Origin of the sequence: Saccharopolyspora terrae (genome assembly GCF_004348435.1) — a bacterium.
GTDB classification, from domain to species: Bacteria; Actinomycetota; Actinomycetes; order Mycobacteriales; family Pseudonocardiaceae; genus Saccharopolyspora; species Saccharopolyspora endophytica.
In genome coordinates, this window is the sequence record NZ_SMKS01000005.1 from 44,034 (window position 1) to 59,459 (window position 15,426).

Annotated in this window: 14 protein-coding genes; 3 read left to right on the top strand and 11 right to left on the bottom strand. The window is 71.6% G+C overall.

From position 1 onward, the window contains the following. Positions 1-69 precede the first annotated feature (69 nt). Entirely contained in the window at positions 70-714 is a 645-nt protein-coding gene (locus E1181_RS05200; RefSeq protein WP_132672750.1) for a GTP cyclohydrolase II, read from the top strand. Here E1181_RS05200 and E1181_RS05205 read toward each other — a convergent pair whose 3' ends face one another. The 9 genes from E1181_RS05205 to E1181_RS05245 all read right to left on the bottom strand — a co-directional run bounded on the left by E1181_RS05205 (position 715) and on the right by E1181_RS05245 (position 11,429). Further along, a complete protein-coding gene (locus tag E1181_RS05205) occupies positions 715-2,190 on the bottom strand; it encodes an MFS transporter (protein WP_132672751.1) in 1,476 nt (491 codons plus the stop codon). It abuts the gene before it with no gap. 155 nt (positions 2,191-2,345) lie between these two features. Next, positions 2,346-3,842 carry an arylsulfotransferase family protein gene (locus E1181_RS05210; RefSeq protein WP_132672752.1) on the bottom strand — a complete coding sequence of 499 codons (1,497 nt, stop codon included), beginning with the start codon at positions 3,840-3,842 and terminating at the stop codon, positions 2,346-2,348. A gap of 222 nt (positions 3,843-4,064) precedes the next feature. After that, positions 4,065-4,721, bottom strand: coding sequence for a sulfotransferase family protein (locus tag E1181_RS05215; RefSeq protein ID WP_132672753.1), 657 nt, complete (start codon positions 4,719-4,721; stop codon positions 4,065-4,067). A 31-nt stretch (positions 4,722-4,752) separates the two neighbouring features. After that, the gene (locus E1181_RS05220; RefSeq protein ID WP_132672754.1) at positions 4,753-6,021 is read right to left on the bottom strand and encodes a sulfate adenylyltransferase subunit 1; all 1,269 of its coding nucleotides are present in this window, start codon (positions 6,019-6,021) and stop codon (positions 4,753-4,755) included. Then, a complete protein-coding gene (gene cysD, locus E1181_RS05225; RefSeq protein ID WP_132672755.1) occupies positions 6,021-6,923 on the bottom strand; it encodes a sulfate adenylyltransferase subunit CysD in 903 nt (300 codons plus the stop codon). Before cysD ends, E1181_RS05220 begins: the two co-directional genes overlap by 1 nt. After that, positions 6,923-7,675 carry a 3'(2'),5'-bisphosphate nucleotidase CysQ gene (locus E1181_RS05230; protein WP_132672756.1) on the bottom strand — a complete coding sequence of 251 codons (753 nt, stop codon included), beginning with the start codon at positions 7,673-7,675 and terminating at the stop codon, positions 6,923-6,925. Before E1181_RS05230 ends, cysD begins: the two co-directional genes overlap by 1 nt. Continuing rightward, on the bottom strand, positions 7,672-8,553 hold the full coding sequence (locus E1181_RS05235) for a sulfite exporter TauE/SafE family protein (protein WP_132672757.1): 882 nt from the start codon (positions 8,551-8,553) through the stop codon (positions 7,672-7,674). Before E1181_RS05235 ends, E1181_RS05230 begins: the two co-directional genes overlap by 4 nt. Further along, on the bottom strand, positions 8,538-10,040 hold the full coding sequence (cysC, locus tag E1181_RS05240) for an adenylyl-sulfate kinase (protein WP_235876381.1): 1,503 nt from the start codon (positions 10,038-10,040) through the stop codon (positions 8,538-8,540). The genes E1181_RS05235 and cysC overlap by 16 nt, the downstream gene beginning before the upstream one ends. A gap of 447 nt (positions 10,041-10,487) precedes the next feature. Further along, a complete protein-coding gene (locus tag E1181_RS05245) occupies positions 10,488-11,429 on the bottom strand; it encodes an Acg family FMN-binding oxidoreductase (protein WP_132672758.1) in 942 nt (313 codons plus the stop codon). Between the two features lie 219 nt (positions 11,430-11,648). Here E1181_RS05245 and E1181_RS05250 point away from each other — a divergent pair, with 219 nt between their 5' ends. Beyond that, positions 11,649-12,047: a DoxX family protein gene (locus E1181_RS05250; protein ID WP_132672759.1), complete on the top strand. Its 399-nt coding sequence runs from the start codon at positions 11,649-11,651 to the stop codon at positions 12,045-12,047. Positions 12,048-12,056: 9 nt separating this feature from the next. Here E1181_RS05250 and E1181_RS05255 read toward each other — a convergent pair whose 3' ends face one another. After that, positions 12,057-13,295, bottom strand: coding sequence for a cytochrome P450 (locus E1181_RS05255; protein ID WP_235876399.1), 1,239 nt, complete (start codon positions 13,293-13,295; stop codon positions 12,057-12,059). A 92-nt stretch (positions 13,296-13,387) separates the two neighbouring features. Between E1181_RS05255 and E1181_RS05260 the strand changes: the two genes are divergently transcribed. Then, positions 13,388-14,248, top strand: coding sequence for an alpha/beta fold hydrolase (locus E1181_RS05260; protein ID WP_132672760.1), 861 nt, complete (start codon positions 13,388-13,390; stop codon positions 14,246-14,248). Here E1181_RS05260 and E1181_RS05265 read toward each other — a convergent pair. Beyond that, positions 14,217-15,347, bottom strand: a complete 1,131-nt coding sequence (locus E1181_RS05265) for a methyltransferase (protein WP_132672761.1) — start codon at positions 15,345-15,347, stop codon at positions 14,217-14,219. The genes E1181_RS05260 and E1181_RS05265 overlap by 32 nt on opposite strands. Positions 15,348-15,426: the final 79 nt, after the last annotated feature.

Here is a 15,426-nt window from a genome sequence, read left to right on the forward strand (position 1 = left end):
GGTCTGCCGGTTACTGTCGAGACTTCGACCGAGCGTAATGACTGCTGGACGAGGTGACGAGAGGGCCGGATGCACGAGCGAGCCGTCAGGCGCGAGGACACCATCCGTGACGAGGACGTCGCCGAATCGCAGTTGGCGACGCGACGCGCGAACTTCCGCTGCATCGCCTTCCGCGACCCGGTCGACGGGGTCGAGCACCTGGCGCTGGTCCTCGGTTCGGCGAGCGAGGACGTCCTGGTGCGGATCCACTCGGAATGCCTGACCGGCGATGTCTTCGGGGCGCTGCGCTGCGAGTGCGGTGATCAGCTCCGCCTCGCCCTGGACCGGATCGCCGACGAGGGCTCCGGGGTGCTGGTCTACCTGCGCGGGCAGGAGGGGCGCGGGATCGGCCTGGTGGCGAAGGTGCGCACCCAGGTGCTGCAGGACTCGCGGGGACTGGACACCGTGGACTCGGCGACCGCCCTCGGCTATCCCGTCGACACCCGCGATTACGGCCCGGCGGCGAGGCTGTTCCGGCGGCTCGGGGTGCGCTCGGTCCGGCTGCTGTCGAACAACCCGGACAAGGCCCGCGCGCTGGAGACCTCCGGCATCGCCGTCGTGCAACGCCTTCCGCTGCTGGCACCGGCCAACGAGCAAAACCTCGGCTACCTCACCGCCAAGCGCGACCGGCTCGCCCACGACCTGCCGCACATCGGCGCGCACGTCGCGGAGTGATCAGCGCGCCCGCCACGGGCCGCCGCGCGCCAGCGACAGGACGAATCCCGACAGCGCCGCGAGACCTGTCGCGGCCACGGCCACCGCGAAACCGGTGCGCACGGCCGGGTCGTCGGCGTCCGCCGCGTAGGAGGCCACGCCGGAGGAGCCCAGCCAGGTGGTCAGGATCAGCAGCGCGACGGCGGTTCCGGCGGCCTGGGCGCTGTTGAACAGCATCGAGCGGATCCCGTTGGCCACAGCCCGGCGGTCGCTGCTGACTCCGGCCATGATCGCGCCGGTGTTGGGGGCGGTGAACAGCCCCGTTCCGCCTCCGATGAGCCCCAGCCACAACGCCATCAGCACCAGCGGCGCACCGGGCGTCGCCAGCTGGCCGGCCAGTCCGGCGGTGCCGAGCACGACCAGCAGCGCGCCGAGGCTGGAGAGGGTTCGCGCCGACCAGCGCGAGGACAGCCGTCCGCTCAGCGGCGCGCACAGCATCATCAGCAGCGCCAGCGGCATCACCACGAAGCCGGCCTCCAGCGCCGTGCGGTGCTCGACCATCTGCTGGTGCAGGCCCACCAGGACCACGACGCCGGCGCGGCAGAAGGAGTTGAAGAACGCGGCCCCGTACGCCTGGCCGCGCCCGGGGCGGCGCACCAGCTGGAAGTCCAGCAGCGGAGCCGAGATCCGCAGCTCCACCAGCACGAACGCCGTCAGCAGCGCGATGCCCAGCAGGATCGCCGCCGGCACCCGGAGGTCGGTCGCGCCCCACGGCCCGATGCGGTTGATGCCGAACAGCAGCACGGCCAGGCCCGCGCTGGAGAGCACCGCTCCGGCGACGTCGAAGCGCTCCCGCGGTCCGCGTGCGCGCGGGATCTTCGGCAGCAGCTTCGCGCCCAGCACCACGGCGAGGATTCCGATGGGCACGTTGACCAGGAACAACGCGTGCCAGTCGGCGAAGGTCACCAGCAGCCCGCCCAGCGCCGGGCCGATCATCTGGGCGATCGACGCGGCGGTGATGTTCAGGCTCAGGCCGCGCACGAGGCGGTCCGGCGGGAACACGTCGGTGAGGATCGCGGTCGTGTTGGTGACGGTGGTGGCCGCCGCGATGCCCTGCAGCACCCGCAGCACGATGAGCACGGTGGCGTTGGGCGCGAGCGCGCACAGCAGGCTGATCGCGGTGAAGCTCACGAGACCGGCGAGGTAGATCGTCCGCCGCCCCACCATGTCGGAGATGCGGCTGAACACCAGGATCGACGCGGTGTTGCTGAGCATGAACGCCACCAGGAACCAGTCGGCGGTGGCAGCGGGAACCTGGAAGGACGCCGACAGCGCGGGCAGCGCCAGGTTCAGCGAAGTGGCGTTGACCAGCACCAGCATCAACCCGAGCGTGGTCACCCCGAGCGCCCGCCGACACCGGCGGCGAACCTCCCGCTCGTCGTCGGCCTGTGGAACCGCCGCACCGCGTCCACTCGCGTCCGGTCCGCGCCTGGTCACGATCAGCACTCCTTCGGGTCTAAAGCATCCTAACCCTCCTCTCGATTCATCCTGGTCACGGTCATCTCCTGATGCACCACCCGGCGGTTTTGGTCCGAACCGTCCGCTACGCGCGTCCTCTTTGCCCGGTCAGTTCGGACCAGAACCGCCCTCGCTCACGCCACGGCGACGGCCGCTGACCTTCCGAGCACCGCTCCGCTGCCGTCGAGGGCTTCCACTGCTGCGTAGGCGTGGGAGCCCTCGACGTCGATCTTGGTTTCGAAGCCGGCCTTGGGGGCGTCGAGGACAGGGGTGAGGTTCTGCTCGTCGGGGCCCGCGAGGACTCGCCAGGCGGTCACCTCGGTGGCGCCGTTCCAGCTGGCGTAGACGCTGGTCACGCCGTCGCCCGGCTTCCCGGCGACCGCCGGGGCGTCGGTGGGCTTGCCCACCCACTGGGCTCGGTAGGCGCGGTAGGAGCCCATCGACTCCGCGAAGCGGCCGTGGAACAGCACCTCGTTGTTCGGGCCGAACTCGCTGAAGTACGGCTTGCCGCCCCAGCCCACGAACATGTGACCGTTGGGCAGCATCTGGGCGTTGCCCTGGTTGGGCGCCAGCAGGCCCTCCGGGCTCTCCGCGCTGCGCAGCAGCGTCGCCGTCTTGGCCGACTCGTCGACGTCGAGCGTCATGCCGCGCGACTTGCCTCGCCCCGCCGCGTCGGCGTTGTCGAACAGGCTGATCGAACCGTCCGCGTGCCTGCGAACGTCGTGCTGCCAGGCGAAAGCGGCGTCGTCGCCCATCGTGAAATCGCTCTTGCGCCCGCACAGCCGCCACTTCACGTCGCCGCTGCGGCGGTCGATGCGGTAGACGGCGTGCGTGCAGCGCGCCGAGATCAGCAGCGCGTCGCCGTCCTCGCAGATCGCGTTGAGGTGGATGTAGTCGTGGAACGCCTCCGGGTCCTTGGGAACCGGGTAGAACGACTCGTCCAGGCCGACGTGCTCCAGGCTGTTCCACTCGAAGACCAGCTCGCCGGAGGCGATGTCGATCTCCTGCACGACGTTCTCGAGGACCTTCGAGTTCGGCTGCCCGCCAACGGGAGTCGTGTCCACCCGCACCTCGCGGTAGGCGAGGAGCAGGGCCGTGCCCTGCGGCGTGATGATGAACTCGTGCAGGTCACCGGTCAGCCCGTTGACCGGGGCGACCTCGGCGATGCGGTTGTAGGTCTCGTCCAGGACCACGAACTTGCCGTGGCCGAACCCGGGCGGCACCACGACCTTGCCCTCCCAGAACGTCAGCACCGGTTTCCCCTGGTACTGCTGGACCTTCAGGTCGAAGTTCACGCCCTCGGTCGCGGGACCGAACCAGACGGCCTGCCCGGTGTCGTCCATCAGCATCGAACCCGGCTGGATGGGCGCGCGCGGAGCGGGCGCGTTGACGTCCATCGTGCTCGCACCCGTGGGCGTGAGCAGCACGTGCCCCGGCTCGGTGGCCGCCGCGGGGGTGATGATCTCCATCAGCGGCGGGTGGAGGTCGGGACGGCTGACCAGGTCAGCGCCCAGCACACCGGCGGACGGCCGGGGCGCGGCCTGCGCCGTGCCCGATAACGCCGCGGGAACCAGCGGTGCCGCGGCGAGCATCCGCAGCACCGATCTGCGGTCCAACTTGTTGGCGGACATGGATCTCCTCGAAGAGGCTCGAACTGTCATGTGTGCGGCGAAGCCGCTGTTTCAGGTGTGGGACTCAACTTGCACCGCCGCGGGTTCTGAGCGGCTTCGTGGCGAGTACGCCGCGACGCCGTGTATTGGACATACATCAGGAGCGGCGCACGGAGTCCACGAAGCCGCTCAGGTTCCGCCACCCGCACCGCAAAGCAAAGCGATATCCTCGAACGGTGTTGATCAGGATTCGAACGGTGAGGTGAACTTGCCCTCTCGCTGGGTCTTCTCGACGAGGTCGCGGATCGAGCCGGAGTCGTTGACGTGCGGGAACGTCTCCTCGGGGACCGGGACGTCGAGGAACTCGCACAACCGGTCCCAGCCCTCGCCGACCTTGTAGACCAGCAGCCGGTCGGCCGGGACGGCCTCCTGCACGGCGGCGTTGTGGGCCTCGAAGACCTTGATGGCGTGCTCGCGGTCGTCGAAGCGGCCGTCGAAGGTGCCGTTCCAGATCATCCGCTCTATGGTCGGCCGCATCCTGGTGCTGAAGTCGTCGTCGGACGGCGGCTCCTGCACGAACTGGTAGATCGTGTTGAAAACGCTGTCGTACCAGCGCTCCGGGTCGCGGACGGTGAGCAGCACCTTCGCGTCCGGGTAGAAGTCCATGAGCTCGCGCCAGAACGTGCAGCCCGGCCAGTCCACGGTGGACTCGAATCCGCCGAGCACGGTCTCCCAGTCGTCGACCTCCCCGTCCAGGGCGCGGTCCCAGTCCTTCGCGCGTTCGGGCTGCGCGATGACCTCGAACATGTGGTAGCACGGCGCGAAGCCGAGGTGCTCCAGCGCCGCCTTCATCGACGCGGTTCCGGTCCGGCCGAAACCGGCCCCGATGATCTTGACCATTGTCGCTCCTTCGTCGTGCTGTTCAGGGTTTTCAGCGAGCGTCGGTGATCAGGACGGCACCGACCGTCGCATGGCTGGACTCGTCGATGAGCACCGCTCCCCCGGTGAACCTGTTGCGCTCGTAGGGATCGCAGAACACCGGTTGCGCGAGCCGCACGGTGATCTCGCCGATGTCGTTGAGCTCCAGCGACTCGGCCGGCCCGCGCTCCAGGGTGGTGACGTCGAGCCGTTCGCGGACCTCGGTGACGATCGCCTTGACCACGCGGGTGGTGTGCTTGAGCAGCAACCGGGTGCCCGGGGTGAGCGGGGCCTTCGGCGACATCCAGCACACCGACGCCGTCAGCTCCTCGGCCGCGACCGGGGGTTGGTCGACCGCGCAGAGCAGGTCGCCGCGGCCGACGTCGATGTTCTCGGCCAGCCGCAACGCCACCGACTGCGGCGCCTGACCGCGCTCCAGCTCCCCGTCGGCGGTGTCGACGGCGACCACGCGGCTGCGCATCCCGGAGGGCAGGTGCAGCACCTCCTCGCCGGGCGCGATCGATCCGCCCGCGATCTGTCCCGCGTAACCCCGGTAGTCCTGCTCCTGCGCGCGGATCGCGTACTGCACGGGCAGCCGGAACAGGCCCGTCTCGTCGACGACCTCGACCTGCTCCAGGTGCTCCAGCAGCGACGGTCCCTCGTACCAGGGCATCGCCGCCGAGCGGTCCACGACGTTGTCGCCGCGCAGCGCCGAGATCGGGATGGCGGTGACCTCGCGCAGGTTCAGCCGCTCGGTGAACGCCGCGAACTCCCCCGTGATGGCGCGGAAGACGGACTCGTCGTAGTCGAGAAGGTCCATCTTGTTCACCGCCAGCACCAGCTGCGGCACGCGCAGCAGACCGGCCAGCACCGCGTGCCTGCGGCTCTGCTCGGTCAGCCCGTTGCGGGCGTCGACGAGCACGATCGCCAGGTCCGCGGTGGAGGCGCCGGTGACCATGTTGCGGGTGTACTGGGCGTGGCCCGGCGTGTCGGCGATGATGAACGCCCGCCGCGCGGTCTCGAAGTAGCGGTGCGCGACGTCGATGGTGATGCCCTGCTCGCGCTCGGCGCGCAGCCCGTCGGTGAGCATCGCGAGGTCGAGCTGCTCGTCCCCGCGCTCCTTGCTGGCCACCTCCAGCTGTTCGAGCTGATCGGCCAGCAGCGACTTCGAATCGTGCAGCAGCCGCCCGATCAGGGTCGACTTGCCGTCGTCGACGGCGCCTGCGGTGGCGAAGCGCAGCAGGCTGTCGGCCGGGGCGAAGACCGGTTCGGTGGTGGTCATCAGAAGTATCCCTCCCGCTTGCGGTCCTCCATCGCCGCCGCGCTGGTGCGGTCGTCGGCGCGGGTCTGGCCGCGCTCGGAGATCCTGGTCGCGGCGATCTCGGCGATCACCTCGGACACCGTCGTCGCCGTCGATTCCACGGCACCGGTGCAGGTCATGTCGCCGACGGTGCGGAACCGCACGGACCGCTCGACCAGCTGCTCATCGGCTCCGCGCGGCAGGAACGGGTTGTCGGCCAGCAACATCCCGTCGCGCTCGAAGACCTTGCGGTTGTGGGCGAAGTACAGCGACGGCAGCTCGACGTCCTCGTGGTCGATGTAGGTCCAGACGTCGCGCTCGGTCCAGTTCGACAGCGGGAAGGCGCGCACGTTCTCGCCGGGGTGGATCAGCCCGTTGTAGAGGTTCCACAGCTCCGGGCGCTGGTTGCGCGGATCCCACTGGCCGAAGGTGTCGCGGAAGGAGAGCATGCGCTCCTTGGCGCGGGCGCGTTCCTCGTCCCGGCGGGCGCCGCCGAACAGCGCGTCGAAGCGGTGCTCGGCGATGGCCTCCAGCAGCGAGGCCGTCTGCAGCCGGTTGCGGCTGGTCAGGCCCTCGGGTTCGGTGGTGCGTCCGGCGTCGATGGACTCCTGCACCGAGGCGACGACCAGGCGCACGCCGAGTTCGGCGGCGCGGCGGTCCCGGAAGTCGAGGACCTCTTCGAAGTTGTGACCGGTGTCGACGTGCAGCACGGGGAACGGGATCGGCGCCGGGGCGAACGCCTTCTCCGCGAGCTTGAGCAGCACGGCGGAGTCCTTGCCGCCGGAGAACAGCAGCGCAGGGCGGTCGCGCTCGGCGACCACCTCGCGGATGAGGTGCACCGCCTCGGATTCCAGTACGTCCAGACGAGACAGCCCGGCGGGCATCAGCGACTCCCCTCGATTCGGTCGGACAGGGCGGCGAGCAGGTCCACGGCCAGCTCGCGGCGGCAGACCAGCAGGTCGGGCAGCCACGGGTCGGGGCGGTCGTAGACGAGTTCGGTGCCGTCGAGGCGGCTGGTGTGCAGTCCTGCGGCGCGGGCGATGCCGACCGGAGCGGCGCTGTCCCACTCGTACTGGCCGCCGCCGTGCAGGTAGGCGTCGACCTCGCCCAGGACCACGGCGGTGATCTTGGCGCCCGCCGACCCCATCGGAACCAGGTCGGCACCGATCTCGGCGGCGATCGCGGTGACGAACTCCGGCGGCCTGCTGCGGCTGACCGCGATGCGCGGGCGCTCGATGGGCCGCGTGGGCTGCTTCGGCGGTGCGCCGGTGTCCAGCACGACGCCCTGGGCGGGCAAGGCGACGGCGGAGGCGATGACCTCGTGGCGTTCGGCGAGCGCGACGTGCACCGCCCAGTCCGTTCGGCCGGCTTCGGTGAACTCGCGCGTGCCGTCGAGCGGGTCCACGATCCACACGCGTTCGCCCGGAACGCGTTCCGGGCCGGCCACGCCGTGCTCCGACAGCACCGGATCGGCCGGGCGTTCCTGCGCGAGCGCCTCGACGAGCAGCTGGTGGGCCGCGGCGTCACCGGCGTCACCGAGCGCCCGGGGTTCCGCCGTGGACCCCTCTCGCAGCTCGACCAGGCGCTCGCCCGCTCGCCGCGCCAGCCGCGCGGCCAGCTCGTGGTCGTCGCTCACCCCACTACCTCCCTGTGATCACTCGCTGCGGTCTCCCGCCGCGACGACATCGCGTTGCGCAGCGGTGGAATCACCGCGCCGAGCAGCACGACCAGCAGTCCCGCCGACACTCCCGGCAGGACGTCGGTGCCGACCATCATCAGCCCGGTGGTCACCAGCATCCCACCGAGCAGCACCCGCACCGGCCGGTCGGGAACCCGCGCCGAGATCAGCGATCCCACCAGCACTCCGGGGATCGATCCCGCCAGCAGCGAACCGACCAGTCCGATGTGGACATCGCCGGCGAAGAGGTGGCCGATCGCCGAGACCAGCACCAGCGGCACCGCCTGGACGAGGTCGGTGCCGACCAGCCGCGCCGAGCTCAGCCCGCGGTTGAGCAGCAGCAGGACCACGATGATGATCGATCCGGAGCCCACCGAGGTCGTGCCCACCACCAGTCCGGCGACCGCGCCGAGCAGCACCGTGGGCACCGGGCGCACCCGCGTTCCGTCCGATGTGGAGGGTCGGCGCGACAGCAGCATCCGGGCGAACAGCGTGATCGCCGCCAGCAGCACCGCGCCGCCCACGATCTCCTTGAGCACCGATTCGGCCCCGCTGCCCAGCGATCCCGCCAGCAGCGACCCGGCCGCCGCGCACGGCAGCGAACCCAGGCACAGCCAGCCGACCAGCTTGGGCTGCACCGTGCGGCGCCGCAGGTGCACCGCCGCGCCCAGCGGTTTCATCACCGCCGCGGCCACCAGGTCCGAGGACACCGCGGCCAGCGGTGGCACGCCGAAGACGAGCGTCAGCAGCGGCATCGTCAGCGCACCGCCGCCCATGCCGGTCACGCCCACCATCAGGCCGGTGAGCAGCCCCGTCGCCGCTACACCGAGGTCCACGACCGCACCCAGCCCCGCTCGCGCAACAAGGCCACGACGCGCCCCACGGCCTCGTCCTGCGACAGCTCGGAGGTGTCGAGGACGAGGTCCGCGTCGTCGGGGACCTCGTAGGGAGCGGAGACGCCGGTGAACTCGGGCAGCGACCCGTTGCGCGCCTTGCGGTAGAGCCCCTTGCGGTCGCGCCGCTCGCACTCCCCCAGCGGCGTGGCCACGTGGACCAGCACGAACCCGCCCGCCTCGTGGACCATGCGGCGCACCGCGTCCCGGTCGGCGTGGTACGGCGCGATGGGCGCGCAGATCGCCGCGCCGCCGTGGCGGGTGACCTCGGCGGCGACGTAGCCGATGCGGCGGACGTTGCGGCTGCGGTCCTCGGCGGAGAACCCGAGCCCCTCGCACAGCGTCCGGCGGACCACGTCGCCGTCGAGCAGCGTCACCGCGCGGTGGTCGTGCCTGCTGAGCTCGTCGCGCAGCGCCCGGGCCAGCGTCGACTTGCCCGCGCCGGACAGGCCGGTGAACAGGACGGTGAACCCGCGCGCCGTCAACGGCGGGTGGAGCCTGCGCTGCTGCTCGGCGATGGCGGGCGTGGTGAACCAGCCGGGCAGTTCAGCGCCGCTGTCGAGGAGTTCGCGCAGCCCTTCGTCGCTGAGGCCGGGACGGCTCTCGGAGGGAGCGACCTGCGCTGCGGGGCGCCAGCGGTCGGCGTGGTCGCGCACCAGCTCTGGGGCTTCGATCGCCTGGACGGGGGCCTGTTCTAGAGGGCCGTCCGAGAGCAGGTGGGTGGCGCCGTAGGCGGCGGCGACGTGCGCGGCGAGCAGGGCGTCGCGCTTCGGGTCGGCGCGGCGCACCAGCGGGACCGGGACGATCGTGGTGCCCTCGGGCAGTTCCGGGCGAGCGGCCAGCACCGACTGGACCAGCACTTCGGGACGCGGACCGGTCATGCGCGGCAGGATCAGGACGTGCGCGTCGAGCTCGGCGGCCAGCTGGCGGATCTGGGCGAGCTCGCGGTGGTGCAGCGGGGACTCCGGCAGCACGCCGAGCACGGGTCCGGCCGGGAGCGCGGCCCGGACCCGCTCGGCGGGCGGGCGCATCCGGCGGAGCACTCCGGTGGGTTCCTCGGCGGCCACGAGCGGGCCCGCCGGGTGCGCGCCGGCCTCGTCGGCCCACGGGGTCTCGTTGCGGATCACCGCGACCGGGGCGCCCTCGACGTCGCGCAGCTCGATCTCCTCGGCCGCGGCGACGTCCTCGGGGACCGTCAGGGTGATCGGTTCGGGCCAGGGCACGTCGGAGTCGAGGCGTTGGCGGGTGCGCACCGACTCGACCTCGTCTGCGGTGAGGAATCCGCGCAGCGGCGGGAAAGCGCCGTCGAGCAGCAGTTCCACATCGGACAGCTCGGCGGGTTCGGGAACCCAGATCGCGCGGCGTTGCGGACCGGCGGAGACCTCCGTGCTCCCGCCCGGACGATCGGCATCCGTTCCGTTCGCGCTCACAGGCACCTCTGTCCTCTGATCGAGGGACGAACCGGTCCATCCCGTGGGACATCTGGATCCATACGGTGACCGACCGCCCCCGGACGGAGAAGCCCGGTGACCAATACTCGCCAGTTCTGATTTTTCCCACGAGGAGAACCGAATTCAGTCCCCGCTACCTGCCACAACCCGACAAACCTCGCCCTCCGGGACAGCAACGGAACCAGAGGGCGCGCGCGCACGGAGGAACGCGCACCGGCACACAGCCGACGTGAACGGAAGATCGCCCTCCGTTAACAGAACCAGCGGATTTTCCCGTTTTTCCGAGCGCGCTGACCCCCGGTGGCGAGGTCCCCAGCAGCGGGCGGTCTGGTCCGAACTGACCGGGCAAGAGCGACATCGATCATGGGCGGTTCGGACGAGAACCGCCCACCGCCCACGATCACCGGACGCGCGACCCCGATGGCGTCAGGAGCCCTTCGGGTAGCCGAAGCGCATGATCGCCTGGGGGATGAGGGACGTGCCGAGGCGTTCGGCCAGGCCGGTGCGGACCTCCGGCACGTGCAGCGGCTGGGTCATCATCGACACCGACAGGCCGGATCCGGCGGCCTCCAGCCACGCCCGCTCGACGGCTTGACCCGCGCGCAGGTGGTCGATCGCGCGGTCGCCGCGCGTGCCCACCAGCAGCACCGACTCCTCGCGGAGCAGCCGCGCCAGGCCGCCCTTGTCAGGCAAGTGCGTGGTCATGGCGGTCAGCCCGGCCGCCGCGAGGCCGCGCAGCCCCTCGGACTCGCTCCGCAACCGCTTGCCCTCCGGCGTCACCCACCCGGCCATCTCCCGGGTGTAGTCGGCGTCGGCCTGGAACGCGGCGGCCGACCGGCTCAGCATCCCCGCCACCTCGGCGGCCTCGGCGTCGGAGTTGATCCAGCGCCCGCCGCAGCGGGTGCCCGCGGCGGCGTCCCAGATCTTCTCGCGGAGCAGCTCCGGCACCGGTTTGCCCGAGAACGGCTCCCGGTGGCTGCGGCGCTCCGGGATCGCGCGGGCCCAGGCCGCCTCCCGCGGGCTCGGGTCGGCGGGCTCGCCGGCGCTGACGGCCGCGGAGACCAGACCCCCGGAGGCCCCGAGCTCGACCTGCGCGCTCCACCCCAGGCTCCGCACCGCCAGCACCAGGTTCATCACCGCCGCACCGCACGAGATGCGCTGGTCACGGCCCTCCGGATCGTGATGCATGCGCCGCGCCGGGTCCTCGCGCAGCACGGCGGTGCGCCGGTGCAGCGTCAGCGACCACGGCCGGCTGTTGTGCACCGACGGAGCGCGCGAGACGGCCTCACCGAGCTCCCCGATCTCGGCGGGCGACCACTCGACCTCCGGTGCCCGAACATCAGTGTGCTCTCTCTGCGCGACGCCCATATGATTCCTCCCCCGACTCCGATCCGCCCTGGTCAGGACGGCACGGCCGCCCAGCGCACCGCGCCCCGACCGACTCTCGAGGCTCCCGGCCGCCGGAGGTCCCGCACAGGGGACAAAGTCCCGACCATCCGTACATCGCACCCAATCCGGCCAGGTGGCGGACGTCGGTGTGACCTATCTCGGCCCCTCGCGCCCGACCAGGTCAACTATGTTCGGCGCATGACCTCACGCCCGGCACCGCTGGACCTCCCCATCGTCGGACTCGCCGCGCTGTTCGCCACCTCCGGGACGTTGCACCTGGTCAGGCCCCAGATCTTCGAGCCGCTGATCCCGTCCGCGCTGCCCGCGCCCCGCCGGGTCGTGGAGGTCTCCGGAGTCGCCGAGCTGGCGTGCGCCGCCGGGCTGCTGCACCCGCGCACCCGTGGCGCCGCCGGGCTCGCCAGCGCCGCGCTGCTCGCCGGTGTCCTCCCCGGCAACGTCAAGATGAGCGTGGACGCGGGCAAGCGCGCGAAGCGCAAGGGCGGTGCGGCACCGGCGGCGTTCTTCGCCGGCACCCTCGCCCGGCTGCCGTTGCAGTGGCCGATGATCCGCACCGCGCTGCGCGCCGCCGGGCGCTGAACCGCGCTCTTAGAACGCGCAGGGGAGTTCCAGCACCCCGTTGACGAAGCTGGACCGCTGGCGGACCGGTTCAGCCGTGGCGTGGATGTCGGGCACCCGGGTGAACAGCTCCCGCAGCATCAGGGCGATCTCGCGTCGCGCGAGGTGCGCTCCCAGGCAGAAGTGCGGGCCGCGCGAGCCGAAACCGAGGTGCGGGTTGGGGTTGCGCGTGATGGTGAACCGGTACGGGTCGACGAAGACCGTCTCGTCCCGGTTGGCCGAGGCGTAGTACATGATCAGCCGGTCACCGGCGCGGAAGCGGTGGCCCAGCAGGTCCACGTCGCGCGTCGCGGTGCGCCGCATCCAGTTGACCGGTGTCGCGTAGCGGACGACCTCCTCGATGGCGGCGGGCATCCGCTCGTCGAGGTCCGACAGCAGCAGGTCGCGCTGCTCCGGGTGGTCGGTGAACAGCGCCAGCGCGTGCGAGAGGGCGTTGCGGGTGGTCTCGTTGCCTGCGACGACCAGCAGCACGAAGAACTTGCCCAGCTCGGCGTCGCTGAGCGCTTCGCCGTCGACGTCGCCGTGGACCATCGCGGTGACGATGTCGTCGGCCGGGTGCGCCCGCCGGTCGTAGGCGAGCTCGCCCATCAGCTCGTGCATGAACCGCGCGCTGTCGACCAGCACCGCGGACCGGGGCTTGCCGCTCGGGTCCTGGTAGTCGGGGTCTCCGACGGCGGCGATGAACGCGTTGGTCGCTTCGACGACCTCGGGCCGGGCGGATTCGGGAACGCCCATCATCCGGCACACGATCTCCAGGGGCATCGGCTGGGCGACCTCGGCGACGAAGTCGCACGGCCCCCGCTCCACCAGCCCGTCGACGATCTCGCCGGCCAGCCGGGCGACGTCGTCGGTCGCCCTGGCGATCATCCTCGGGGTGAAGGCGCGGGCGACGATGCGGCGCAGCCGCGCGTGGCGCGGGTCGTCCATGCTCAGCATCGACCCCAGCAGCTCCGACGCCTCCGGCGGCGGGTCGTCGAGGCCGACGGCGATGGGCTCCGAGCTGAACGCCTGCGGGTTCCGGCTGGCCTCGGCGATCTGGTCGTAGCGGGTGATCGCGTAGAAGCCGGGGCCGTCGTCGCGCGGGCAGAACACGGGTTCGTCGGCCGCGCGGAGCGCCGCGAACGTCTTGTCCCACTCCGAGCGCGGCTTGGCCCAGAAGTCGAGGTCGGAAAGATCGATCGTGGTCATCTTGTCTCCCAAGTCGATCACCGACGCTAGGTTCTCCCGCTTGCACTCGGCTTTCACCGGCGGGATCGATCCACCATCGCAGCGGGTGCTCCCAGCGATTAGCGTCGGCGGTCATGACCCCTCGCGAGCGCACCATCTCCCTGCCGACGCACGACGTCGGGGTCCTGGAGTGGGGGCCGGTGGACGGTGAGCTCCTGGTGGCGCTGCACGGTTTTCCCGACACCGCGTGGACGTGGCGCGCGGTCGGGCCGCTGCTGGCCGAGGCCGGGTACCGGGTGGTGGCGCCGTTCCTGCGCGGCTACGCGCCCTCGGACGTCCCGGTCGACGGCGACTGCTCGGTGAGCGCGCTCGCCGCCGACGCCGTCGCGCTGCACGAGCGCCTCGGCGGCAGCTCCTCCACCGCGCTGATCGGCCACGACTGGGGCGCGATCACCGCGGGCGCGCTGGCCGCCGAGAAGTCCTCGCCTTACGCGCGCGTCGCCCTCCTGGCGGTGCCTCCGCTGGCCTGGATGAACCCGACGCGGGCGGTGGCCCGGACTTGGTTGTCGGCGCTGGTCAGGCAGCCGCGGCACTCCTGGTACATCGCCTACAACCAGGTCCCCGGCCTGGCCGAGCGGAACTTCACCCGGCTGGCCCGGCGGCTGTGGCGGACGTGGTCACCGGGCTACGACGCCACCGACGACCTCGCCCACCTCGCGCGCGCCGTCCCCGACCAGGCCCGGGCGAAGGCCGTCGTGTCCTACTACCGCGCCCTCGCCTCGCGCGGCAGCAGAGCGGCGCTCGCCGAACCCCGGAAACCGCTGCTCTACCTCCACGGCGACTGGGACGGCGCGATCGACCCGCGCTTCTTCGCGGTCGCGCGGTCCCGCATCGCACCGCCGTCGAGCGCCGCGCTGCTGTCCGGGGCCGGGCACTTCCTGCAGCTGGAGAAGCCGGCCGAGGTCACCGACCACCTGCTGGACTTCCTGCGCTGAGCCGCCACAGCGACGTGATCTCGTCGCGCCGCGCCTGGTGGAGCGGGTCGGTGGTGTCCGAGGCCTTGGGGTGGCTCGGCGCGGTGTCGTAGCGGTCCCGCACCTCCAGCCCCGCGGCGGCGATGCGGTCGAGCAGCGCGGCGCGGGTCCGCAGGCCCAGCCGCTCGGCGAGGTCGGAGAGCACCAGCCAGCCTTCGCCGCCGGGGTTGAGGTGCTCGCGGAGGCCGTCGATGAACCGGTGCAGCATGTCCGAATCCTGGTCGTAGACACCGAGTTCCAGCGCCGAGGTGGGTCGCGCGGGAATCCAGGGCGGGTTGCACACGACGACGTCGGCACGTCCGCTCGGCCACAGGTCGGTCTCCTCGACCGTGACCCGCTCGGAGAGACCGAGCCGGTGGAGGTTCGCGCGGGCGCACGCCACAGCGCGCGGGTTGATGTCGGTGGCCACCACGCGCGCGCCGCGCCTGCCGAGAACCGCTGCGAGCACGCCGGTTCCGGTGCCCAGGTCGAACGCGACGGGGGGTTCGGCCGGAAGCGGCGCTTCGGCGACGAGGTCGACGTACTCGCTCCGGACGGGCGCGAAAACGCCGTAGTCGGGGTGGATCCGCTCGCCGAGCGCGGGAACGTCCACGCCCTTCTCGTGCCACTGGTGGGCGCTGACCACTCCGAGCAGTTCGGGCACGGAGACGCACATCGGTTCGCCGGTGGGCGGGCCGTAGGCGTGCAGGCACGCCTCGCGCACGTCGGGTGCGCGATCCAGCGCCAGCGTGCGGTCGGGTTCGAGCACCAGCAGCACCCGGCCGAGCAGCTCCGCCCGCTCGGCGCGCGCGGCGCGGTGCGCGCGGAACAGCGACGCCGCGTCGCCCTCGGGCTCGGGACGGCGGCGCAGGCGGCGGTCCAGGTCCTGCACGAGGCGGCGTGCCGCGTGGAAGTCACCGCGCCAGAGCATGGCCGTGCCCGCCTCGGCGGTGCGGTGGGCGGCCTTCGCCGTGGTGCGGTCGTCGACGACGACAACGCTGACCGGCGCGGGGGCCGAGTTCTCGGAATGCCAACGGGCGGAGTTCGATGATCCGTTCTCGGACCAGCTGATCGTGGTCATTGCCTGCTCCTGCGGGGACGAAGGTGCCTCGGGTCGGGCAGCTCTTCGTCGCAGGAGCGGCGATCACCTCGAACCATGT